20 protein-coding genes and 2 pseudogenes are annotated in these 21,126 nt (G+C 71.5%); 13 read left to right on the top strand and 9 right to left on the bottom strand.

What is annotated here, in order from left to right; translation table 11 throughout:
* The first annotated feature begins 39 nt into the window (after positions 1-39).
* The 5 genes and pseudogenes from C1J00_RS08105 (at position 40) to C1J00_RS08125 (ending at position 4,248) form a co-directional block, all read left to right on the top strand.
* Entirely contained in the window at positions 40-1,041 is a 1,002-nt protein-coding gene (locus tag C1J00_RS08105) for a GDP-mannose 4,6-dehydratase (RefSeq protein WP_102908349.1), read from the top strand.
* Positions 1,042-1,109: 68 nt separating this feature from the next.
* Positions 1,110-1,823: a nucleotidyltransferase family protein gene (locus C1J00_RS08110; RefSeq protein ID WP_102908350.1), complete on the top strand. Its 714-nt coding sequence runs from the start codon at positions 1,110-1,112 to the stop codon at positions 1,821-1,823.
* 7 nt (positions 1,824-1,830) lie between these two features.
* Positions 1,831-2,733 (top strand): NAD-dependent epimerase/dehydratase family protein, encoded by a 903-nt coding sequence (locus C1J00_RS08115; RefSeq protein WP_102908351.1) that lies wholly within the window; start codon positions 1,831-1,833, stop codon positions 2,731-2,733.
* Complete coding sequence (locus C1J00_RS08120; protein WP_102908352.1) at positions 2,730-3,392, top strand: spherulation-specific family 4 protein; 663 nt, start codon at positions 2,730-2,732, stop codon at positions 3,390-3,392. The genes C1J00_RS08115 and C1J00_RS08120 overlap by 4 nt, the downstream gene beginning before the upstream one ends.
* Positions 3,389-4,248, top strand: a pseudogene (locus tag C1J00_RS08125) (endo alpha-1,4 polygalactosaminidase). The gene C1J00_RS08120 and the pseudogene C1J00_RS08125 overlap by 4 nt, the downstream one beginning before the upstream one ends.
* A 49-nt stretch (positions 4,249-4,297) precedes the next feature.
* Here C1J00_RS08125 and C1J00_RS08130 read toward each other — a convergent pair.
* On the bottom strand, positions 4,298-4,576 hold the full coding sequence (locus tag C1J00_RS08130; RefSeq protein ID WP_102908353.1) for a GlsB/YeaQ/YmgE family stress response membrane protein: 279 nt from the start codon (positions 4,574-4,576) through the stop codon (positions 4,298-4,300).
* Between the two features lie 179 nt (positions 4,577-4,755).
* Here C1J00_RS08130 and C1J00_RS08135 point away from each other — a divergent pair, with 179 nt between their 5' ends.
* A complete protein-coding gene (locus C1J00_RS08135; protein WP_102908354.1) occupies positions 4,756-5,670 on the top strand; it encodes an NAD-dependent protein deacetylase in 915 nt (304 codons plus the stop codon).
* On the opposite strand, the gene C1J00_RS08140 is transcribed toward C1J00_RS08135, so the two are convergent.
* Positions 5,633-7,612: a glycosyltransferase family 2 protein gene (locus C1J00_RS08140; RefSeq protein ID WP_342751689.1), complete on the bottom strand. Its 1,980-nt coding sequence runs from the start codon at positions 7,610-7,612 to the stop codon at positions 5,633-5,635. The two genes, C1J00_RS08135 and C1J00_RS08140, sit on opposite strands and share 38 nt — an antisense overlap.
* Before the next feature lie 785 nt (positions 7,613-8,397).
* Between C1J00_RS08140 and C1J00_RS08145 the strand changes: the two genes are divergently transcribed.
* Positions 8,398-9,585, top strand: coding sequence for a beta-ketoacyl-[acyl-carrier-protein] synthase family protein (locus tag C1J00_RS08145; protein ID WP_102908356.1), 1,188 nt, complete (start codon positions 8,398-8,400; stop codon positions 9,583-9,585).
* Between the two features lie 27 nt (positions 9,586-9,612).
* On the opposite strand, the gene C1J00_RS08150 is transcribed toward C1J00_RS08145, so the two are convergent.
* Together C1J00_RS08150 and C1J00_RS08155 are read right to left on the bottom strand one after the other, a co-directional pair.
* The gene (locus tag C1J00_RS08150) at positions 9,613-11,763 is read right to left on the bottom strand and encodes a SpoIIE family protein phosphatase (RefSeq protein ID WP_102908357.1); all 2,151 of its coding nucleotides are present in this window, start codon (positions 11,761-11,763) and stop codon (positions 9,613-9,615) included.
* A 164-nt stretch (positions 11,764-11,927) separates the two neighbouring features.
* The gene (locus tag C1J00_RS08155; protein WP_102908358.1) at positions 11,928-14,009 is read right to left on the bottom strand and encodes a SpoIIE family protein phosphatase; all 2,082 of its coding nucleotides are present in this window, start codon (positions 14,007-14,009) and stop codon (positions 11,928-11,930) included.
* 628 nt (positions 14,010-14,637) lie between these two features.
* Between C1J00_RS08155 and C1J00_RS47615 the strand changes: the two genes are divergently transcribed.
* Positions 14,638-14,826, top strand: coding sequence for a DUF1275 family protein (locus C1J00_RS47615; RefSeq protein WP_102908359.1), 189 nt, complete (start codon positions 14,638-14,640; stop codon positions 14,824-14,826).
* Positions 14,827-14,855: 29 nt separating this feature from the next.
* The gene (locus C1J00_RS48070) at positions 14,856-15,182 is read left to right on the top strand and encodes a YoaK family protein (protein WP_369333484.1); all 327 of its coding nucleotides are present in this window, start codon (positions 14,856-14,858) and stop codon (positions 15,180-15,182) included.
* A 20-nt stretch (positions 15,183-15,202) separates the two neighbouring features.
* On the opposite strand, the pseudogene C1J00_RS08165 reads toward C1J00_RS48070, so the two are convergent.
* Positions 15,203-15,597: pseudogene (locus C1J00_RS08165) on the bottom strand (GNAT family N-acetyltransferase).
* Between the two features lie 122 nt (positions 15,598-15,719).
* Here C1J00_RS08165 and C1J00_RS08170 point away from each other — a divergent pair.
* Positions 15,720-16,253, top strand: coding sequence for a GNAT family N-acetyltransferase (locus tag C1J00_RS08170; RefSeq protein WP_102908360.1), 534 nt, complete (start codon positions 15,720-15,722; stop codon positions 16,251-16,253).
* Between the two features lie 28 nt (positions 16,254-16,281).
* Here the strand turns inward: C1J00_RS08170 and C1J00_RS08175 are convergent, their stop codons facing one another.
* Positions 16,282-16,881: a TetR/AcrR family transcriptional regulator gene (locus C1J00_RS08175; protein ID WP_102908361.1), complete on the bottom strand. Its 600-nt coding sequence runs from the start codon at positions 16,879-16,881 to the stop codon at positions 16,282-16,284.
* Between the two features lie 148 nt (positions 16,882-17,029).
* Between C1J00_RS08175 and C1J00_RS08180 the strand changes: the two genes are divergently transcribed.
* Positions 17,030-17,941, top strand: a complete 912-nt coding sequence (locus tag C1J00_RS08180) for an NAD(P)-dependent oxidoreductase (RefSeq protein ID WP_102908362.1) — start codon at positions 17,030-17,032, stop codon at positions 17,939-17,941.
* Positions 17,942-18,024: 83 nt separating this feature from the next.
* On the opposite strand, the gene C1J00_RS08185 is transcribed toward C1J00_RS08180, so the two are convergent.
* On the bottom strand, positions 18,025-19,122 hold the full coding sequence (locus C1J00_RS08185; protein ID WP_102908363.1) for a barstar family protein: 1,098 nt from the start codon (positions 19,120-19,122) through the stop codon (positions 18,025-18,027).
* Between the two features lie 173 nt (positions 19,123-19,295).
* Here C1J00_RS08185 and C1J00_RS08190 point away from each other — a divergent pair, with 173 nt between their 5' ends.
* The gene (locus tag C1J00_RS08190) at positions 19,296-19,871 is read left to right on the top strand and encodes a dihydrofolate reductase family protein (protein WP_102908364.1); all 576 of its coding nucleotides are present in this window, start codon (positions 19,296-19,298) and stop codon (positions 19,869-19,871) included.
* A gap of 21 nt (positions 19,872-19,892) precedes the next feature.
* Entirely contained in the window at positions 19,893-20,066 is a 174-nt protein-coding gene (locus C1J00_RS45130) for a hypothetical protein (protein ID WP_180989461.1), read from the top strand.
* A gap of 24 nt (positions 20,067-20,090) precedes the next feature.
* Here C1J00_RS45130 and C1J00_RS08195 read toward each other — a convergent pair whose 3' ends face one another.
* Together C1J00_RS08195 and C1J00_RS08200 are read right to left on the bottom strand one after the other, a co-directional pair.
* The gene (locus tag C1J00_RS08195) at positions 20,091-20,384 is read right to left on the bottom strand and encodes a hypothetical protein (protein WP_102908365.1); all 294 of its coding nucleotides are present in this window, start codon (positions 20,382-20,384) and stop codon (positions 20,091-20,093) included.
* Between the two features lie 32 nt (positions 20,385-20,416).
* The gene (locus tag C1J00_RS08200; protein WP_102908366.1) at positions 20,417-21,112 is read right to left on the bottom strand and encodes a hypothetical protein; all 696 of its coding nucleotides are present in this window, start codon (positions 21,110-21,112) and stop codon (positions 20,417-20,419) included.
* Positions 21,113-21,126: the final 14 nt, after the last annotated feature.

Here is a 21,126-nt window from a genome sequence, read left to right on the forward strand (position 1 = left end):
CCCCCGCTCAGCTCCCACCCATCCGAAGGGACACCGCAGTTGACCTCCACACCGCTCGCAGCCGTCACCGGAGCCGAGGGCTTCATCGGCTCACACCTCACCGAGGCGCTGGTCGCCTCCGGCCACCGGGTCAGGGCCATGGCCCAGTACAACTCCTTCTCCTCCTACGGCTGGCTGGAGACCCTGCACCCGGACGTCCTTGACCAGGTGGAGATCGTCCTCGGCGACGTCCGGGACCCCGGCTCCGTCCGCGGTCTCCTCGACGGCGCAGACGCGGCCTACCACCTGGCGGCCCTCATCGCGATCCCGTACTCATACCGGGCCCCGCACAGCTACGTGGACACCAACGTCACCGGCACCCTCAACGTGCTGGAAGCCGTGCGCGCCCTCGGCACGCCCCGGCTGGTGCACACCTCCACCAGCGAGACGTACGGCACCGCGCAGACCGTGCCCATCACCGAGGACCACCCCATCAACACCCAGTCCCCGTACGCCGCTTCGAAGGCGGGCGGGGACCGGCTGGCCGACAGCTACCACGCCAGTTTCGACACCCCGGTCGTCACGCTGCGGCCCTTCAACACCTTCGGGCCGCGCCAGTCGATGCGGGCGGTCATCCCCACCGTCATCGGGCAGGTCGCGGCCGGTGAGCGCACCATCACCCTCGGCGACCTGCGTCCCACCCGGGACTTCACCTTCGTCAAGGACACCGCGCAGGCGTTCCTCGCCGTCGGTACCGCGCCCGCCGAGCGGGTCGTGGGCCGTACCTTCAACGCCGGTACCGGCGGGGAGATCTCGGTCGGCGACCTGGTCGCGCTGATCGGCAAGGTGATGGACACCGCGCTCGACGTGCGTGAGGACACCGCCCGCATTCGTCCGGCCAACTCCGAGGTGATGCGCCTGGTCGCGGACGCGAGCCGGCTCGGCGCGGCCACCGGCTGGCAGCCCGCCCACACCCTGGAGGACGGCCTCGCCCACACGGTGGAGTTCTTCCGCGACCCGGCCAACCTCGCCCGCTACAAGACCGGCATCTACAACATCTGACACCTCACAGCGGTTCTCGTCCGTCACGTCTGCGCACGTCCACGAAGCGTTTTCGAAGGAGGAGCCCCATGCACGCAGTGATCCTGGCGGGAGGCAAGGGCGTCCGGCTGCGGCCGTACACCACCGCGCTGCCCAAGCCGCTCGTGCCCATCGGCGACCAGCACGCCATCCTGGAGATCGTGCTGCGCCAGCTGTCCACGGCCGGCTTCACCACCTGCACGATCGCCATCGGGCACCTCGGCGAGATCATCCGCGCCTACGTCGGCGACGGCTCCCAGTGGGGCCTGGCCGTCGACTACGCCACCGAGGAGAACCCGCTGGGCACCATGGGACCGCTGCTCACCCTGCGCGACCGGCTGCCCGAGACCTTCCTGGTGATGAACGGCGATGTCCTCACCGACCTCGACTACGCCGACGTCCTGCGCCGGCACCGCGAGTCCGGGGCTCCGCTGACCATCGCGACGTACGCCCGCAAGGTGCACATCGACTTCGGGGTGCTGACCACCGACTCCAGCAGAGTCGTGGCGTTCACCGAGAAGCCGAGCATGGACTACCGCGTTTCCATGGGTGTCTACGGCCTGTCCCGCGCCACGCTGGAGGGCTACACGCCCGGACTGCCTCTGGGCTTCGACGAGTTGGTGCTCGATCTGCTCAAGGCGCGGAACCAGCCGCACGCCTACGACTTCGACGGGTACTGGCTGGACATCGGCCGCCCGGACGACTACGACCGGGCCAACGCGGAGTTCACCAGCCGCAAGTCGCTGCTGCTCAAGGGAGCCTGAGCTCGTCATGCGCATTCTCGTCCTGGGCTTCACCGGCTATCTCGGCGCTCACGTCGTCGAGCGGCTGCGCGCCCTGCCGGGCGCGCTGGTCCTCGGCGGCGGCCGGTCTCCGGCCGCCGACCTCGACGTCGATCTCGCCCGCGTCCGCCCGGAACAGCTGGCGCGGAGCCTCGCGTCGGCCGCGCCCGACACCGTGATCAACTGCGCGGGTGCGACCGGCGCTGACGCTGTGACCCTCGCCGAGGTCAACGCCCGCGGTCCCGCGGTGCTCTGCGCCGCACTGCGCGAGGCGGCCCCGGCCGCCCGCCTGGTGCACCTGGGATCGGCCGCCGAGTACGGCCCCGGCGCACCGGGCACCCCGGTGTCGGAGTCGGCGGCCACCCGCCCGGTCGGCCCCTACGGTGCGACCAAGCTCGCGGGCACGGTCGCGGTGACCGCCTCCGGCCTGGACGCGGTGGTGCTGCGGGTGGGCAATCCGGTGGGGCCGGGGGCGCCGTCCTCCGGACTGCCCGGCCGGATCGCCGCACTGCTGCGCGAGGCGGGCCCCGGCCCGGATCCGGTGCTGCGGCTCGGTGACCTGTCCGCCCACCGCGACTTCGTCGACGTGCGCGACGTGGCACGGGCGGCGGCACTCGCGGCCACGGCCCCGGGACCGCTGCCGCCCGTCCTCAACATCGGCGGAGGCCGGGCGGTTCCGGTGCGTGCCCTGGTACGGGGCCTGGCCGGTCTGGCCGGCTTCGGGGGCCGGATCGAGGAATCCACGTCGGGCACCGCCGGCTCCGCCCGTTCCGCACAGGTGTCGTGGCAGTGTTCCGACATCACTGCCGCCGAGCGGGCCCTGGGCTGGCGTCCGGCCCACACGCTCGACGACGCGCTGGCCGCGCTGTGGGAAGGCGGCCGCGCCCGGTGAACCTGCTGATTCCGCTGTACGTCCATCCGGCCGAGGATCCGGGTGCCTGGCACCGGCTGATCACCGCCGCGGACCGCACCTACGGGGTCGTCCTCAACCCGGCGAGCGGTCCGGGCGAGGTCCCCGACCCGGCGTTCACCGCCGCGGCCGGTGCGCTGCGGGCCGCGGGGGCGCGTCTGCTGGGCTACGTCGACACCGACTACGGGGTGCGCGATCCCGCGGACATCGCCGAGGACGTGCGCCGGCACCGGGCGTGGTACGCGGCGGACGGCTGCTTCCTGGACCGGGTGACGGCGACCGCGGACGGGCTGCCGGCCTGCCGCCGCCTGGTACGGGCGGTACGCCGGCTGGGTGCGGGGACGGTCGTCCTGAACCCCGGGGTCCATCCGGCTTCGGGATACGCCCGCCTCGCCGACCTGACCGTCACCTTCGAGGGTCACTGGTCGACGTACGTCTCCGCCTTCAGCCGGCCGGCTTGGACCGCGCGGCACCCGCCCGAGCGGCTGTGCCACCTCGTCTACGGTGTGCCCGGGGCCCTCGTTCCCCTCGCCGTGCGCACCGCGCACGAGCGCGGAGCGGCGGTCAGCGGACCAGTGACGGGCGAACCGCCCAACCCGTGGGCCCAGTTGACGCCCGCCCTGATCGGGGCGCAGCGATGACTGGGCGGGTTCCGGTCTGCGCGGCCCTGGTCACCGCCCTGACGGCCGCCGCACTGACGGGCTGCTCCGGCGGCGACGGACGATCCACCGGCCCGCCGGGTACGACGGCACCTTCCCGGGACGTGTGGAAGCCACGTCCGGGCCTCGCCTGGCAGTGGCAACTGGACGGCAGGGTCGACGCCTCGGCCGATGTGCCTGTCTACGACATCGACGGATTCGAGAACTCCGCGGCGGACGTGGCCCGGCTGCGCCGCGCCGGGAAGAAGGTCATCTGCTACGTCAACGTGGGTGCGTGGGAGGAGTTCCGGCCGGACCAGGACGCCTTCCCGCAGTCGGTGCTCGGCGAGCCCAACGGGTGGGCGGGCGAACGCTGGCTGGACATCCGGCGGCTGACCGTCCTGCGACCGATCATGGAACGCCGCTTCGACATGTGCCGCGACAAGGGCTTCGACGCGGTGGAACCCGATCTGGTGGAGGGCTACGGCAACGACACCGGCTTCCCGCTCACGGCACGCGACCAGCTCAGGTACAACCGTATGATCGCGGCCATCGCCCACGAGCGTGGGCTGTCGGTGGGACTGAAGAACGATCTGGCCCAGATCCCCCAGCTCGTGGACGTCTTCGACTTCGCGGTCAACGAGGAATGTGCCCAGTACGACGAGTGCGGCGAGCTCTCCCCGTTCATCGCGGCGGGCAAGGCGGTCTTCCACGTGGAGTACACGGAGCCACGGAGCGGTTTCTGCGCCGAGTCCCGCCGGCTGGGGCTGTCGTCGATGCTGAAACGACCGGGACTCGGGTGTGGCGCCGCCCTGCTGAGTCTGCTCCGGACACACCTCGACGGCTCCCTCCCCTGTGAACGGGGAGGGAGCCGTCGAGGTGTGTCCGGAGTGGCTGCTCTCAGCGGGTCACGCGTGGCGGTGCGAGCGCCTGTTGCCGGTGACGACGCGGTAGAGGGCGAGCAGGATGAGGGACCCGACGATCGCGGCGATCCATGTGGAGAGCTCGAAGAACCCGTCGATGGAGTCCACCCCGAAGATCACCTTGCCGAGCCAGCCGCCGAGCAGGCCACCGACGATGCCGATGAGCATGGTGATGATGATGCCGCCGGGGTCCTTCCCCGGCATCAAGGCCTTGGCGATCGCGCCGGCGAGCAGCCCGATGATGATCCAAGCAATGATGCCCATGGTCCGTCTCCGCTTCGTCGAATAAGGATCGTGTTAAGTCATCGGGTACGCCGATCCCGCCCGGCCAAACGTCCCGTCCTGATATCGGCTCAGACACGGCCGAGGGCGGCGGCCTCCCGTCGGCCCTCGGCGATGGTGTGCGGTCTCCTCACGGGGCCGTCCTTTCGTACCCTGACGGCATGCGCATGCGTCCCACCCTGAGCTGGACCCCTGCCGAGGACCTGCCGCCGGCCACCTCGGATCCGGAGCCGGTCGCCGATGCGCTGAGCACCGGCGGAGTGCTGGTGCTCAGCGGCGCGGGCATCTCCACGGAGTCGGGCATCCCCGACTACCGGGGCGAGGGCGGAAGCCTCAGCCGGCACACCCCGATGACCTACCAGGACTTCACCGCGAGCGCCCGGGCCCGGCGCCGGTACTGGGCACGCAGTCACCTCGGCTGGCGCACCTTCGGCCAAGCCCGTCCCAACGCCGGGCACCTGGCCGTCGCGGCCTTCGGTCGGCATGGCCTGCTCTCGGGCGTCATCACCCAGAACGTGGACGGCCTGCACCAGGCCGCCGGCAGCGGCGACGTCGTGGAACTCCACGGAACCCTGGCCCGGGTCGTCTGCCTTTCCTGCGGCGCCTTCAGTCCACGCCGGGAACTCGCCCAGCGTCTTGAGGAGGCCAATCCGGGGTTCGAGCCCATGGCCGCCGGAATCAACCCGGACGGTGACGCCGACCTCACGGACGACCAGGCCACAGGCTTCCGCGTGGTGCCCTGCGCGATCTGCGGCGGCACCCTCAAGCCGGACGTCGTGTTCTTCGGCGAACCGGTTCCGCCGCAACGCGTCGAGCACTGCCGCGAGCTGGTCCGTGGGGCGGCGTCGCTGCTGGTCCTGGGCTCCTCGTTGACGGTGATGTCCGGGCTCCGCTTCGTGCGTCAGGCGGCCCGGGCCGGGAAGCCGGTGCTGATCGTCAACCTGGATCAGACCCGGGGCGACCAGTACGCCCTCACGCGGGTGTCTCTCCCGCTGGGCACAGCGCTCGGCGCCGTCGCGCACCGGCTGGACATTCCGGTCAGCCGAGCCGTCGACGGAGGGCCGCAAGGGGTCTGACCGGCGCGACGCGCAGCACCAGGGGCCGCTTCGGACTGCCTGCGAGCGGCTTGGCGTAGTAGGGGCGGCCGAGCCGGGCGGCGCGATACCAGCGAGTGCCGGACATTCCCTTCGGGCTCGGGACGGGAAGAGGGCTCGTCGGGTCGTCCGTGCGGAGGGTCAGCGTCCAGCGTCCTGGGCGCAGGTTCCTGACCGGCATGCGGGCGGTGAAGGTGTGGCTGCCGTGCGGTGTGTACAGCAGGGGCACCTCGCGGACCGAGCCCCCGTCCTCTTCGGCGCGCAGGGCGACGGGTTCGGGGTGGTGTGCGCCTTCCTCGGTCAGGCGTCCGCTGACGACGAGGGTGGCGGGTGCGAAGGGGTCCCAGGCGATTCCGGTCACCTGGCACGCCGGCTCGGGCTCGCTCTGCCGGATGTCCAGGGAGAAGTCGCCGTGGGACGTGAAGAAGGGGCGTGCGGTGGTGGGCCCGTGCCCGCTCCCGGAACCGGTGGCCGACTCCCGCTCGGGTGGAGCGGCCCTCCGGCCGTCCGCGTCCGTCCGGGGCTGCCGGAGCCTGACGGTCCGGCAGACTCCCTCAGCTCGTACATCCAGGTAGAGGTCCCACACGCCGCCGCCGAGCGGGGCGCCCGCGTCCACGGTGCTCAGGTCGACGTCGACGGTGAAGCCGGATGCCGCGTCGTCGCCGTGGTGCGGGGCGGTGCCGACGGTCGCGGGTACACGGATGTCGGGGTGGCGGAAGCCGCTCGGGCGCAGGATCAGTCGGGTGCCGGGCTGGAGGGGGCCCAGGGAGTCGATGCGGGCGTGGCCGCCGAGTCGGAGCACGTCGCCGTCGCCCGTCCAGGCCGCTTCGGCCAGTTCGTGGTGGACCGGGAGGCGGTCCGTGGTGTCGAAGCAGATGTCCGGGACCGCCTTCGCCGGGTCGCGGAAGAAGGGGTGGGACCAGTAGACGCGGCCCTTGTCCACGATGTGGCCGCGCTCGGCGTCCGCCTTGGCGTTCCGGGCCACGGTCATGAGGTCCTCGAACCGGTCCGCGCGCAGGAGGTGGACGATCAGCCGGTCCGGCGGGGCGATCATCTGGAAGACACCGTCGGTCACGTAGGTCCGTGCCCATTCCCGGAACTGCGGGTAGAAGCGTTCCCGTGCCTGCTGCTCACTCTCCCGGGGCAGCAGCGCACGCAGGGGCCCGCACAGCTCCCACTCCACGTGACGGCGCATGATCCGGTCCTGGCGCGGCCCGGGGGCCAGATAGCGGGCGACCGTTTCGAAGCACAGGCGGGTGCCGTCCATGCGGTGGACGAGGTCGGCGGCGGTGAGGGTGAGGTTGTTGCCGTTCCGGCGGTTGCGGGAGTAGTAGCAGTCGTAGTCGGCGACCACGGAGATGCCGTCGGCGTTGAGGTAGGCGGCGGCGGTGAACGGCTTGTCCTCGCAGTTGCGACAGGGCGGAAACCTCAGGTCCAGCCGTTCGATCAGCGAGCGCCGGAACAGCTTCCAGCAGCCCAGGGTGCGGTACGCGTGGGAGGAGAAGACGTCCGTCCGGGGCTGGTTGTGCGAGAAGACGGCCGTCGGCACGGCACGTCCGCCGACCGACACCATCTTGCCGAGGACCACGTCGGTGCGGTTCTCGTCCGCCATCGCCACCATGCGGCGCAGGGCGTCGGGGCCGAGGTAGTCGTCGGAGTCGAGGAAGAAGACGTAGTCACCGGCGGCCATGTCCAGCCCGGTGTTGCGGGGGACCCCGGCCCCTCCGCTGTTGGGCCGGTGGACGACGCGCAGGCCGGCGCAGGTCCGTGCGAGGCGGTCCAGCTCGCTTCCGGTGCCGTCGGTGGAGCCGTCGTCGACCGCGATGATCTCGATCTTGTCCGGTCCGAGCGTCTGCTCCATGACGGACGTGACGCACTTCGTCAGTTCCGGCATCGCGTTGTACGCGGGGATGATCACGCTCACGCGGGGATGGTTCGTGCGGGGCATGAGGGCTCCCGGGCCGTGGGGTGTTCGGAGGTGAGAGAGTCAGTCCGGTTTCTCGCGAGGCCGGGCAGGCTGCTGTGGCAGACGCTGCCAAGGGCCCGGAGCGACAGGCGGCTTCATGAGCTTCCGGCGCGGACCGCTCCCGCCGCCCCGCGTGAGACGTCCTCCTACGCCGACGGAGTGTGGGAACCACCCGTTCGGGCGCGTGGGCCGACGTGCGCGGCTGCGGCATGGACAGCAGCGGGAGCCGGTCGTCGAGGCGTTCCGGGATCTCCTCGGCCGTCACCGCGCTCAGGCGTACCGCTGCGAGTTCGATGGCGAGCGGAATGCCGTCGCGCCGCTGGCAGGCTCCCGGTCCCGCACCCGCCGCGACTGCGTCTGCGTCTGCGATCCCGCGCGCGGTTTCCGCGGGGACGGTGGCTCCGCCGGTGGGTCCGTCCGTGGCGGGCAGGGTGAGCGACGGCACCGTCGGTACGTGCTCGACAAGGCAAGATCCCGGGCTACCGCCTGGTCGAACAGCCCCCGCTCCTCCGCCACTTCCGCGGCAAGCTGGAGCCGGTCCGGACGTGAGCCGTGTCACCCGACCAAAGTGCGCCGGAGTTGTATGCATCACAGCGTAAATGTCCCTTTGGCGCCCATGCTCTGAGCGGACACCGGATCCCGAAATGGAGCTCACCGGCATCCTCTTGGGCGCTACGTTCCAAAGTGACCCATGCCACAGCACTCGTGACATTCTCCCTGCCCCCTCTGGAAGGTGCCCCCTCATGGCCGCTTACCTCTGCCCGCCTGCCGTGATCCACGGCGAGCATGCCGTGAAGACCAGTGAGATCGTGGCGGAGGTGCGTGACCGCCACCCCCACGCGGCGTGGACGCCGCGCATCGACGGCATCGCGGCGAGCACCGGCATCGAGACCCGTGGCTGGATGCTGCCGCTGGAGACCGCCGTCGCGCCCGGCAAGGGCAACGGCCTGCGGGCCGTCGGCATCGAGCCCGCTCAACAGGCGCTGACCCGCGACGGGTTCGCCCAGCAGGACGTGGACCGCGTGGTCGCCGCCCTCGAGTCCATACCCGCACCGCAGACCGTCCAGGAGCGCACCGCGCCGGCCTGGGAGGCCGTGCAGGCCTACGGGGAGCGCGCGGCGCGCGGGGCCCTGCAGACAGCCGGGCTGGATGCCGCGGACGTCGACTGCCTGATCACCAGTCACTCCACCACTCCGGCGCTGCCGGGTCTGGACATGACCCTGACGAACAGGCTGCGGCTCCGCAGCGACGTGATGCTGCTGCCGGCCACGCAGTGGGCCTGTATCGCGGGGACGCGTTCACTGGCCCTGGCCGCGGACCTGGTGGCCGCCGACCCCGACCGGGTGGTCCTGGTCGTCATCTCGGAGGCGCTGAGCACGACCTACCAGCCGGCGGACGACACCCTGGAATCCCTGATCGTCCGGCTGCTGTTCGCCGACACCGCCGTGGCCGCGGTGGTCACCGGCCGCCCGAGGCCCGAGTCGGTGCTGCGCCTGGACGCCGCCTGGCATCACACCCTGCCCGGCACCCAGGACCTCCACCGCCTGGAGACACGGGCGGACGGCGCCCACTTCGTGATGGACCGGCGCGGGCCGCGCGCCGTGCAGGAGACGGTCACCGCGATGTGGGAGTGGCTGCGCGCCCGCTACCAGGACGACCCCGACGCCTGGCACCCCGACGTGCTGCTCGCGCACCCCGGCGGCACCCGGGTGCTGGAGTACATGGAGCAGACGATGCCCGACACGTGGCCGCCGGGGCTCCTCGACCACAGCCGGGACAGCTACACCAGCGGCAACCGCGGAGGCGCCGCCGTCTTCGACATCCTGCGGCGGGCGCACGACGCGGGGCTGCGGAAGCCCGGCGATCGCGCCGTGCTGTACGCGGCGGCGCCGGGGCTCACAGCCACCGCCCTGGAAGGGCAGTGGCTGTAGGGCGCTGAAGGGGCGGTGCGTGCCGCCTCACCGCGCTACTTCCGCCCAGACCACCTTGCCCGTGTCCGTCCACCGCACCCCCCACCGGGTGGTGAGCCGGTGCACGATGCCCAGGCCACGACCACCGTCGTCGAGCAGGTCGGCACGCCTCAGCCGTGGCCTGCCGTTGCCGGTGTCTCCCACCTCGCACAGCAGGCCGTGTCCGGACCTGATCAGCCGCACCGTGATGGGCCCGGTGGCGTAGCGCACCGCGTTCGTGACCAGCTCGCTGACCAGCAGCGTCGCGTTGTGCCGGATGTCGTCGCCGGCGTGCCACCGCCTCAGCAGCGCGGAGACCTGCTCGCGGGCCCGGGCCGGGGCGTCGTCGCGGGCGGGCAGCCGCCAGGTCGCCGTGTCCTCCTTGCGGTAGCCGATCATGCGCGCGAGCAGCAGTGTCACGTCGTCCCGCTGAGGCGCGGGCGCCAGTGCGGAGACGGCGTGCCGGGCGGCCCGCTGCAGGGGGTCCCAGGGATGCACCGTGGCCACCGTGTCCGCCAGCCTGCCCATGCCCTCGTCGATCGAGAGGGCGGGGTCCTCCACCAGGCCGTCGGTGTAGAGGGCGAGCACGGAGCCGGGGAGCACGTCGACGGTGTACACGTCGAACGGCTCGCGTAGCGCGAACTCGGCTCCCAGGCCGGGGTGGGGGCGGATCGCGAGGGTGCCGGCCCGCCCGTCCGGGGAGACCAGGATCGGAGGGAGGTGGCCGGCGCTGGACAGCGTCATCCGGTGGCTGACCGGATCGTAAAGGGCGATGCAGCAGGTCGAGCCGAGGGCGCTGTAGCCGGCCGCCAGCCCGGACTCCGCGTCGTCCAGCACCGTCACCGTCTCGTCCAGGTGCTCCAGCACCTGGTCGGGCGCGAGCCCGGCGGACAGCAGGGCACGGGCCTCCATACTCAGCTGGCCCATGGTCGCCGCGGCTCCCAGACCGTGCCCCACGACGTCTCCGACCACCAGCGCGGTACGCCCGTCGGGCAGCGGGAAGCTGTTCACCCAGTCGCCGCCGACGCCCGCGCTGTCGGGGGTGGCCGGCTGGTAGACGCTGGCGATCTCGATGGTGTCGCCACCGGCCCGGGGCAGCAGCCGGCGCTGCAATGCCAGCACCTGCGTGTGCTCGCGCTGGTGCTGACGGGCGAGGTCGACGTGGTGGGCGGTTCTGGCGACCAGCTCCTGCAGGTCGAACAGCTCGCTGTCGCGGAAGGGGCAGTCCGCGCGCCGCCAGACCTCCGCCACGCCCAGTACGACGGGCGGCGCGCTGTCGAGGACGAGTGGTATGCACGCCACCCCTGCCGACAGGTCACCGGGCACCAGAGCACGCGCCACGTGTGGGCTGCCGAAGACCCGCTCGACCGCCTCACCGCCGGGTATGACGATGGTCTGTGGAGCATCGTCGCGCAGCACCGCCTGCGCCAGCAGGCGACTCGCGTCGCCCGGAAGATCATGGCCCGGAGTCATGTACCCCTCCGGCCACACCCGGTCCGGTACCAGGGCGGCCCGCCGCAGCCGGATACGCCCGTGCGCCCTGCCGGAGACTCCCTCCCCCGTCCACACGGCGAAATCGAGGTCCACGGCGGCCACGTCTCCCCAGGCCAGCAGGGACTCCGCCAGCGACTGTGCGGTCTCGCCGATGTCCAGCGAGGTGCCGATCGCGGTCTCGGCGGCGTAGAGGTGCAGTCTCCTGGCCATGGCGATCACGGAGACCGTCAGGCCGCCCTCCGGCGCCGCGGAGGGCAGGATGCTCATCGAGACCACCAGCTCCGACCCGTCGTCGCGCCGCAGGCGCTGGATACGGGCGACATGCGCCTCACCACTCTCCACGACCTGCCGCAACCGCCGTGACACCGTCGGTACGTCCCCGGGGGGCAGGAGATCGACGAACGGAAGCCCGGGCGGCGCGTGCAGACCCGCGAACACGGGGGCTCCCAGGTTGCAGCGGGTGATGACCAGGTCCCGGTCCAGGTTGACCGCGCCGAGGATCTGCTCCTGAGGACCGTCCGCCGGGTTGTCGGGCACCTGCCTGCCCATGACGCGGTCACCCCGCGGGTCGGCCGTTGCCGCTCCGCCTTGCGGGATGTAGCGCCCAAGGGCGCGGCTGACCAGGTCGAACGCCGAGGAGGACGAGGGCGAGGGTGTGGAGTCCATGCGGCTCTCTCAGCAATCCCCGGCGCGGTGCCGGGGCCTTTGCGGACCCGTGCGGTTGGGGCCCCGAGCTCCCCGACCACACACCTCATTGAATAACACCGCGGGCGGCTTCGCACAGATCAGCGAATCGCGAAAACGCCGGCCGTCACGAGCAGACGTCGTCGTCAGGGCCCGGCCAGGGGCTGTGCATGGGCGATGAGCAGCGCGACGTCGTCGTGGTCGGCGGGACCGCGGAGTTGCCGGAGCAGCCGGTCGCACGTCTCCTCCGCGGAGCGGCAGGGCGGGGACAGCAGGCGCAGGAGGTCGTCCAGGCGCTGGTCGATGGGGTCGTCGCGGGTTTCCACCAGGCCGTCGGTGTACAGGACGAGTTGATCGCCGGGGTTCATGGTCAGGGCCGAGGTCTCGAACGGGCCGCTGCCGACTCCCAGCGGGGTGCCGGTGGGCAGGTCGAGCAGTTCGGGTGGTTTGCCGGAGCGCACCAGGACCGGGGGCAGGTGGCCGGCGCAGGCGACGTGCAGGCGGGAATCGTGCGGGTCGTAGACCGCGTACACGCACGTGGCGATGTAGGGGTCCAGGCCCTGTGTGATCTTGTCGAGGTGGGTGAGGATCCGGCTCGGGGCGAGGTCGAGGTCGGCGAGGGTGGACGTGGCGGTGCGCAGCCGGCCCATGGCGGTGGCGGCCGGGATGCCGCTGCCCATGACGTCGCCCACCGCAAGGGCGGTCCGGTCGCCACCGAGGGGGAGGACGTCGTACCAGTCGCCACCGACCTCGCTGAAGGCCTGCGCCGGCCGGTACCGGGCGGCGATCTCCAGGCCGGGGCGGCGGGGCGAGGGCCTGGGCAGGAGGCTGCGCTGGAGGGTTTCGGCGGCGCTGCGGATGTGCTGGTGCAGGACGGCGTTGTCGATGCTCAGCGCGGCGGACGAGGCGAGTTCGCAGGCGAGGGTGAGATCGTCCTCGTCGAAGGGCTGGGGGTTGCGTGCGCGGGCCAGGCTCATCACGCCGATGATCTGTCCGCGCGCGATGAGGGGGACGGCCATGTCGGTGTGGACACCGGCTTCGGCGAGCAGGCCGGCGGTGGCGTCGTCGGCTGCGATGCGGCTGAGCTCGCCGCTGTCGATGTGGGTGATCAGCAGGGGCTTGCGGGTGCGGAGGCAGTGGGCTGCCGGATGGTCGGCGTGGTAGGTGGTGAGGTTGCCGGGCGCGATGATCGCCCCGGCGGCAGCGGTGGGGTAGGCGGTCTTCACCGCCAGGGCGCGGAACACCGGCGGGCCCTCGCCGAGGTCCGGGCGGCCCGTCCGCAGGACGGAGTCCAGGATGTCCACCGCGACCATGTCGGCCAGGTCGGGGACCAGGACGTCCGCCAGTTCCTCGGCGGTCCGCCCGACCTCCAGGGTGGTCCCGATGCGGGACGAGCCGTCGGCCATCAGGCGCAGGCGCTGCTGGGCCCGGTCGGCCTGCCTGGCTGCTTCGTACCGGTCGGTGACGTCCACCACCACGTTGGCGATCCCCAGCACGTGCCCGCTGGGATCCTCCAGTCGGTAGAGCGAGACGGCCCAGGCGTGGTCGTGATCCGGGTCGGCGCGGGTACGGCCCACGACCTGCTCGTCCACCAGGGGCAGGCCGGTCTCCAGGACCTCCCGCATCTGGTTCTCCGCGGTCAGGAAGGGCGCGCCGGGGAGGATCTCCCGGAAGTGGCGGCCCATGTGGTCGGCCTCGGGAACACCGTGCATCGAGGCGAGGGCCCCGTTGACGGCCACGTACCGCAACTCGGTGTCCAGGACGGACAGGCCGATCGGCGCCTGGGTGACCAGCTGGCTGGACAGGGCCACCTTGCGCTCCACCTGCCGCACCGTGCCCCTGTCCGCGGCCAGCCCCAGCGCGTAGTGATCGCCGACGTTGTCCGTCAGCCGCACGTTGCGGAACTCGACCGTCCGAGTGCTCCCGTCCTTGAGCCGGACGGGGAACGATCCCGCCCAGCCTCTTCCCGTCTCCATCACCTCGGCGAACAGTGCCAACCCCGCCTCCCGGTGTTCGGGATGGAGAAGCAGGGCGGCCGCGTACTGCCCGACCGCTTCGCCACCGGTGTAGCCGAACAGTTCCTCGGCCTGAGGGCTCCACATGTCGATCCGGCCGTCGGCCTCCACCAGCACCGCGGCGACGCCCAACAGGTCCATCAGCCCGCTCGGGTCCGAAGCCGACTTGTCCTGATCAGCCGCCCACTCCGGAGGCTGCTTCGCTCGGCTCATCACATTCGCCCCTTAGGCCTGTGGACCTCACCGGCGCACCCGCCTGCCTCAGCAGACGTCCACGGCGGTCTTCCTGCAGGTCAGCAACCCGTTCACGATGCGGTACGCGACCTGCGAACGGCCAGGGGACGCGCCGGGCGGGCGCCGTACGCAGCAGAACCTCACCGCCCCGGGGCGACCGGTACGAAGATCACGCGTGACCGGCTGGCTGGGTCCTTCCTTATCCTTCCACCCTTCCACACGTCCCGGCTCCGACCGAGGAGATCGGCCTCCGGGCGGCCCGGTGGTGCGGGCCTGAGGCTCCCGCCCCTGGAGTGCGAGCGGGGGAAAGCCTCCGGGCGGCCCGGTGACCGGGGTCGGAGGCTCCCGCCGCCGGCGTGCGAGCGGGGGGCAGGCCATCACCACCGGGGACAGCACCATGGCCGCGAGAGTCCCGGCTCCAGCCGTGACCGGACGTGCGGCAGCTCGCGACCGGGACCTCGCGGCCGTGGCCTCTCCCGCCGCCCGCCCGGCCCGCGCGGCTGACCGCGTACCAGGGCATCGGCCGCAGTAGCCCGCCCGTAGCCACGGGCCGCGTGTCCGGGCCGCGGTCCGGTGCCGGGTCGTCGGTGCTGCTCACACTGGCCGCATGTCCGATGCGTCCCCGGTCCTCGCGACCGATGCCCGGCGGGTGGCCGTCATGACCGTGCTCACCGTGCTGGCCGGTGCGGTCGACGCCGTGAGCTTTCTGACCATGGGTAAGGTCTTCTGCGCGCTGGCGACCGGCAACGTGCTCTTCCTGTCGTTCGCGCTCGCCGGGCGGGCGATGTTCCGGTGACGCGTCCCGCCGTCGCGATCGGCGCGTTCATGGCCGGAGCGACCGTCGCGGGTGTCGTACTGGAGTGGCTCGCCGGCCGCGGACGCCCGTGGTTCCCGGTCGGGCTCGTCTGCGAGGCGGTACTGCTGGTGTGCGCCGGTGTGCTGGCCCTGGCGAGACATGGCACCGGGGCCGTTCCCGCCCAGGACGGCCACGGTGGGCGGGATCTTCAGCGGCGGTGTGTTCGGCACGCTGCTGCTGGTGCCTCTGGGCACGGGGCGGGCGCTGCTCGTCATCGCGGCGGCCGTGCTGCTCCTCGCGATGGCGGGCCCGGTCGTACCCCCAGGGTGCGGGAACGGGTACCGGGTGGCCCATGAGCCTCGGCGGTCGTGGTGCGTCACAAGGCGATCAGGCCGGCTGTCGTCTCCTTGAAGCCGCAGGCATCGAAGGAGAAGGGACGCAGGTGCTCCTCGAAGTCGACGTGGAGCCAGGCACAGTTCGCGGCACGGGCTTCGCGAGCCGCGGTTGCGACCAGGCGGCACCCACACCTTCCGTCCGGCGGTGCGGGGCGACCACCGTGTCCAGGACGAAGGCGTGAACTCCGCCGTCCCAGGCGACGTTGACGAAACCGATCAGCGAACCGCCTTCCCGGGCACAGACCCACCCGAGGCTGTGGCGCTCAAGTCTCTCTCACCAGTCGGTCTCGGCGGGCGGATGGCCGAAGCCGTCCGCGTGCAGCGCGTTGAGAGCAGCGTTGTCGAACTCTGGCCGCCACTCGTATGCGATCGTCACGCTCAGATCGTAGTGTTCACACCAGGTCCGGCATCGTGGCCTGGCGCTCCGCCGGCCCCGCTCACCGCCGGGGTGTGGGGCCGCGGTTCGCGATCCCACCGCCGCGTCGGCAAGATGGGATCATGACCGACATCCGCACACCCCGTCTTCTCCTGCGCCGGTGGCTCGACGACGACCTCGTCCCGCTGTCCGAGATCCACGCCGATCCGGTGGTGATGCAGCACATCGGCGACGGCACGCCGCGCTCCCCCGAGCAGACCGCCCAGGACATCGAGACCTGGGAGGAGGAGTGGGACGAGGAAGGATTCGGGATGTTCGCCGTCGAACTCCTGGGCTCCGGTGAGCTGGCGGGCGCCGTCGGTCTGTCCGTGGCCGATGCTCCGGCCGGGATCGCCGGTCAGGTGGCGATCAGCTGGCGGCTCGGGCGGGTGTTCTGGGGGCAGGGCTACGCCTCGGAAGCGGCGCAGGCCACTCTGGAGTTCGCCCTGCAGGACCGCGGCCTCGACCGGGTGGTCGCCGTGTGCCGCACGGGCGACAGTGCCTCCGCGAACGTACTCGGCAAGCTCGGCATGGAGCAGGAAGACACAGCAGAGCACCCCGTCACCGGCCATGACCTCGCGGTGTACGGCATCGACCTCACGCAGTACGAGGGGTAGCACCGGCGCGCGGCCCCCAGCCGGTCGGTCAACGGCCCTTTTCGCGCACGGCCTCGTCGAGAACGGGGCCGAGCTCGCGGGCCACGGTGGTCAGGGCCCGGACGTCACGCTCGGCCCGGGCGAGCAGGATCGCTCCCTCCAAGCTGCTGATCATGAGCGTGGCGAGTGCTCCGGCCCGTTCCTCGGGCACGTCCATCCCGGTCAGGGCTCGGGCGACAGCACCGGTCCAGGTGGTGAAGGCGGCCGATGCCGCCTTCCGCGCGGAGGGGACCGACTCCGCGCAGTCCACCATGGCGGCCGCCACCGGGCAGCCGCCCGCGAAGCCGTCGGTCTCGTACTCGTCGGTCCACTGACGCACCATCGAGGCGAACAGCCCACTCGGTGTCGGCTCGGGCAGCGCGGCCAGGAAACGTGCGACACGGCCGGCCGCGTAGTCACCTGCCCAGCCCACCGCCTCGTCGACCAACTGCGCCTTGCCGCCGGGAAAGTAGTGCTGTAGCGAACCGCGTGGCGCGGTGGCCTCGAGGGCGACCTCGCGCATGCCGGTGGAGACGACTCCGTCGCGTCGGATGAGCTGCGCCGCACTGAAGATCATCCGCTCACGCGGCCCCCGCTCGGCCTTGGCCATCGTCGACCTCCGTCAACTCGCTCGCGGTCCTGCCCGGGCACCACCCTATGACCGCGGTCATAATCACGACTACTATGACCGCGGTCATAGTCGAGGACGACGCCGGTGGCGGCTCGGCCGCGGGACGAGCCGGAGGAGGCGGTACGTCATGTACGTCGGTTTCATCGGTCTGGGGGTCATGGGGCAGCCCATGGCACTGAACCTCGCTCGTGCCGGGACACGGCTCGTCGTCTGGAACCGCACCCCCGGGCGATGCGAACCGCTGCACGCCGCCGGCGCCGAGGTGGCGGCGAGCAGCGCCGAGGTGTTCGACCGGGCGTCCACCGTCTTCCTCATGCTGGCCGACGAGACGGCCGTGGACGCGGTGCTGGGCCGCGGTACGCCGGATTTCACCCAGCGCGTCGCCGGTCGTACGGTCGTCCGCATGGGCACTACCTCGGCCGAGTACTCCTGCACCCTCCAGGAGGACATCCGGACAGCGGGCGGGCGTTACGTCGAGGCCCCGGTCTCCGGCAGCCGTCTCCCTGCCGAACGGGGCGAGCTGGTGGGAATGCTGGCGGGCGACGGCGATGCCGTGACGGCCGTGCGGCCCCTGCTCGGCGCGATGTGCCGGGAGACGTTCGTGTGCGGGGCGGTCCCTGGTGCGCTGCGACTGAAGTTCTCGGTGAACCTGTTCCTGATCACCGTCGTCACGGGCCTTGCCGAGGCGTTCCACTTCGCTGAGCGGCACGGGCTCGACCAGCGTCTCTTCCGGGATGTCCTGGACGCCGGCCCCATGGCCAGTGCCGTCTCCCGGGCCAAGGCCTCGAAGCTGCTGGAGCGTGACTTCTCGGTGCAGGCAGCCGCCGCTGACGTCCTGAAGAACAATCACCTCATCGCCGAGGCGGCCCGCAAGGCGGACCTGGCGTCCCCTCTTCTGGACGTGTGCCACGCCCTCTACACCGAGACCGTCCAACGGGGCCACGGCGGCGAGGACATGGCGGCCGTCCTGCGCGCCCTGGAGGCTCGGACCGACGGAACACCCGTTGCGGCGAACGGAATCGCCGGCACGTCCGCCTAGGCTGGAAACCGCGGCTGTTCATGGGCGCCAGCGCGCAAGGAGGGCCGCCGTACGGGGCCGGTGAGTTGTGAGCTGACCCGAACTCAGGCGAAGGTGACACGCATCCGGCCCTCGCTCAGGACTTCGAGCACCAGAGAGACCAGGTCGTACGGTTCGCCCTCTGGGGTCAGGGCGTGGGAGAGATGCTCGCGCGCGGTTGCGACGTCCCGCCAACGGAGGGTTGCGGGGGCGGTGTACCCGAAATTGCCCTCGAGGCAGTCCGCGAGGGCGTCCACGCAGCCGCCGAAGTATCCTCCCGGCCCGTTGACGGCCTCGCCGAGTGCCAGGTAGAGGCTCGGCTCGTCGGTGATGTGGCGGCCGTCCAGCTCGTACAGCTGTCCCGCCGGACCGTCCGGGTGCTGGAGTCGGCAACCCCGTTCGAGGACGAGTTCGAGCCAGGCCTCGCGTTGCCGGGTATCCAGGCCGGCCCAGGCGCCGGGGGCTTCCGGCGGGCCAACGAGCCAGCGGTCCCAGATGGGACGGGCGTATCCGGGGACGGGTCTGTCGAGCTCGTCGCCGAGTTCCAGGTCGATCAGATCCGGCCCGTGGGCGGACGGGCGCCACTCACGGATCCTGGGGCGCAGCAGCCGGTCGGTGAGCGGCTCGCCGCTGTCGTCCCGGATCTCCAGCCAGGCCTCGTCCAAATCCAGTGCGCGCCGGGTGCCTTTCGCGAGTGCCTGCCGCAGCCGGTCACCCGGCGAGAGGCCCCGCAGGACGAGCGAGGGAGCGGCCTGCTCTTCCGGCAGGACGCGCGTGAACTCCCGGCACGAGCCCAGCCACCGGTTCCCGTCGTGCAGACGGACCGGAGCCCGGTATCCCTCCGGAGGGCCCATGTGGTCGTCCACGCCCGTGAGCACCAGAGCATCCGTTCGCGATCGCTGACCGAGGCTCTCCGCGTCCTCCAGCAGCCAGGGGTCGGTCGTCCTGTCCTCCGGCACCAGCCACACCCGGCATCCGACCCAGCCACGCACCCCCGCACCGTCCGGCACCCAGCCGAAGAGTTCGTAGGTCGAGCGCCTGGGTTCCCTGAACAGTCCCTCCACCTCGGCACAGACCCCCCAGATGTGGCCGTGCTCCGACTCCGTCAGGACGTACCGCCCCTGACCGCCGTGTCCCCCGCCTCCATGCACGGTGGGAATCATGCCCCGATCAGGTCCGTCTGTCTCCGCCTTTCGAGCGGTTGTGGGCCACATGTGGTGGGCAGAGCGATGAGTTTCGGGAGCGCGTCGGGTCCATGGGTGCGACGGTCACCGAAACGCATCCCAAGAAGACCGCCCGTCCGTCCCGCCGGTCAACCGCACGCAAGGAGAGCCACATGGCCGCCACCTACACCTTCGACGTCTTCTCCAGCCTCGACGGCTACGGCGCCGCCGGCGCCGACTGGACCGGCTACTGGGGCAAGCAAGGCCCCGAGCTGCTCGACCACCGCCTCGCCCTCTACGACGAGGAGCAGCGGATGGTCTTCGGCGCCAATACGTACCGGGCCTTCGCACAGATGCTGGCTTCGAGCACCGAGGAATCCGACGTGCGCGACCCATGGGTCACGCGGATGCGGAACCTGCCGGCAACGGTGGTGTCGAGGACGTTGGAAGGTCCCCTCGACTGGCCCGACGCGACGGTCGTGAGCGGTGACGCCGTCGAGGTCGTCGCCCGGCTCAAGGAGGAGTCCGCGGTGCCGTTGCGCTCCCACGGCAGCCTGTCGCTGAACCGCGCGCTGATGGCGGCCGGACTGGTGGACCGCCTGCAGGTGACGCTCTTCCCCGTCATCACCGGCCGGACCGGGCTGGACCGGATCTTCCAGGACGCGGCGGATTTCGATCTGGAGCTGATCGGGAACCGGACGCTCGACGGTCACGTCCAAGAGCTGCTTTACCGCCCCACCCTCCACTGACCGCCCGGTAGCCTCGCGCTCATGGACCGACTGCCCGCGAGCGTGGACCACGACATCCTGGCGCACCGGAGCATCGCCGCGATCGCGACGATCCGCGAGACGTTCGGCTGCACGATTCACCAGGCACTCGACGCCTACGCCCAGCGGTGCGAAGAACTCCGCCGCGACCGGCCGGGCGACTTCCATCCGTCCTAGGTGTGCTGTGCTGTGACAGCACGCCTAGGCGTTGGCGTGGCGACGCCAAGCCGGCCTGCGGGGAGCGGCGTGGTGCACGGGCTCGTCCGAGTGGTCGGCCTGCTGACGCCTCAGCCAGATCGACGTCATGCCCAGCAGCGCGGCGAAGACCACCAGGAACACCACCGAAATCCACATCTGCCTGCTGCCGGGGTCGTCCCACCCGGCCGACACGGCCGACACGGCCCACAGGGCGGCACCCCCGGCGTAGAACGTGCGCATCCGGCGCAGCTGCCGCAGGGCTCGTACGGATTCGGCGTGATCGGTTTCGGTAGCCATGCCGACGCAGGTACCCCGATCCGCGCCGCCTATCAGCCCGCGCCGATTTCCCGCATCGCGTCGAGGAGGTACGGCTCGTCGAGGCGGGCGTCGTCGACACGGTCGCGCACCTCGGTCAGGAGCCAGCTCAGCAACTCGGCGGAGGCGTCGTACTCGTCGTAGAAGCCCATGCGCAGCTCGGTGATCTCGTACTCGACCAGCACGTCGTCGAGGAATTCGGCCAGTTGCGCGTCGGCCGTCTCGGTGCGGGTGTCGGTCCAGACGTCCAGCCAGGGGCGCAGGGCACCGGTGGCCACGGTGATGAGGCTGAGGATCTCCCTGATGGAGACGGGACCGGGACGTGCGTGCAGGGCAGCTTGCCACCAAGCGGCCCAGACCTCGTGAAGTGCGCTGGTCAGGGGCGCGTCCCAGGTGGTCCACCCCGCTGCGACCAGGCGCGATGCGATGAGGTTCTCGTCGACATGGAGCCTGCCGGTGACGGCGGAGCGGACGATGCGTGGCGCGAGGCGACGGTAGAGACGCGGGAAGTCGTCCCAGTGGCTGGGGACTTCCGCCGCGACGGCGGACAGCAGGTCGTCGGCTATCAAGTCGGGCGGTCCGGAGAGTGCGGCCAGGTCCTGGCCGCCGTAGCAGTGAGTGCATCCGGTGACGGGGAAGGGCTCTTCCGAGGCGAAGGCGCGATCGAGGGCGTCGAGCGCTGTCGCGAGCTGTTGCCGGTGGCGAGACATGGCGACCTGCCGGG

It is taken from the genome of Streptomyces cahuitamycinicus, from assembly GCF_002891435.1.
Lineage (GTDB): Bacteria > Actinomycetota > Actinomycetes > Streptomycetales > Streptomycetaceae > Streptomyces > Streptomyces cahuitamycinicus.

Coding starts and splice junctions, on each gene's coding strand:
- C1J00_RS08110 (WP_102908350.1), top strand. CDS start 1,110: ATGCACGCAGTGATCCTGGCGGGAGGCAAGGGCGTCCGGCTGCGGCCG.
- C1J00_RS08115 (WP_102908351.1), top strand. CDS start 1,831: ATGCGCATTCTCGTCCTGGGCTTCACCGGCTATCTCGGCGCTCACGTC.
- C1J00_RS08130 (WP_102908353.1), bottom strand. CDS start 4,576: ATGGGCATCATTGCTTGGATCATCATCGGGCTGCTCGCCGGCGCGATC.
- C1J00_RS08135 (WP_102908354.1), top strand. CDS start 4,756: ATGCGCATGCGTCCCACCCTGAGCTGGACCCCTGCCGAGGACCTGCCG.
- C1J00_RS08145 (WP_102908356.1), top strand. CDS start 8,398: ATGGCCGCTTACCTCTGCCCGCCTGCCGTGATCCACGGCGAGCATGCC.
- C1J00_RS08150 (WP_102908357.1), bottom strand. CDS start 11,763: ATGGACTCCACACCCTCGCCCTCGTCCTCCTCGGCGTTCGACCTGGTC.
- C1J00_RS08155 (WP_102908358.1), bottom strand. CDS start 14,009: ATGAGCCGAGCGAAGCAGCCTCCGGAGTGGGCGGCTGATCAGGACAAG.
- C1J00_RS47615 (WP_102908359.1), top strand. CDS start 14,638: ATGTCCGATGCGTCCCCGGTCCTCGCGACCGATGCCCGGCGGGTGGCC.
- C1J00_RS48070 (WP_369333484.1), top strand. CDS start 14,856: ATGGCCGGAGCGACCGTCGCGGGTGTCGTACTGGAGTGGCTCGCCGGC.
- C1J00_RS08170 (WP_102908360.1), top strand. CDS start 15,720: ATGACCGACATCCGCACACCCCGTCTTCTCCTGCGCCGGTGGCTCGAC.
- C1J00_RS08175 (WP_102908361.1), bottom strand. CDS start 16,881: ATGGCCAAGGCCGAGCGGGGGCCGCGTGAGCGGATGATCTTCAGTGCG.
- C1J00_RS08180 (WP_102908362.1), top strand. CDS start 17,030: ATGTACGTCGGTTTCATCGGTCTGGGGGTCATGGGGCAGCCCATGGCA.
- C1J00_RS08185 (WP_102908363.1), bottom strand. CDS start 19,122: ATGATTCCCACCGTGCATGGAGGCGGGGGACACGGCGGTCAGGGGCGG.
- C1J00_RS08190 (WP_102908364.1), top strand. CDS start 19,296: ATGGCCGCCACCTACACCTTCGACGTCTTCTCCAGCCTCGACGGCTAC.
- C1J00_RS45130 (WP_180989461.1), top strand. CDS start 19,893: ATGGACCGACTGCCCGCGAGCGTGGACCACGACATCCTGGCGCACCGG.
- C1J00_RS08195 (WP_102908365.1), bottom strand. CDS start 20,384: ATGGCTACCGAAACCGATCACGCCGAATCCGTACGAGCCCTGCGGCAG.
- C1J00_RS08200 (WP_102908366.1), bottom strand. CDS start 21,112: ATGTCTCGCCACCGGCAACAGCTCGCGACAGCGCTCGACGCCCTCGAT.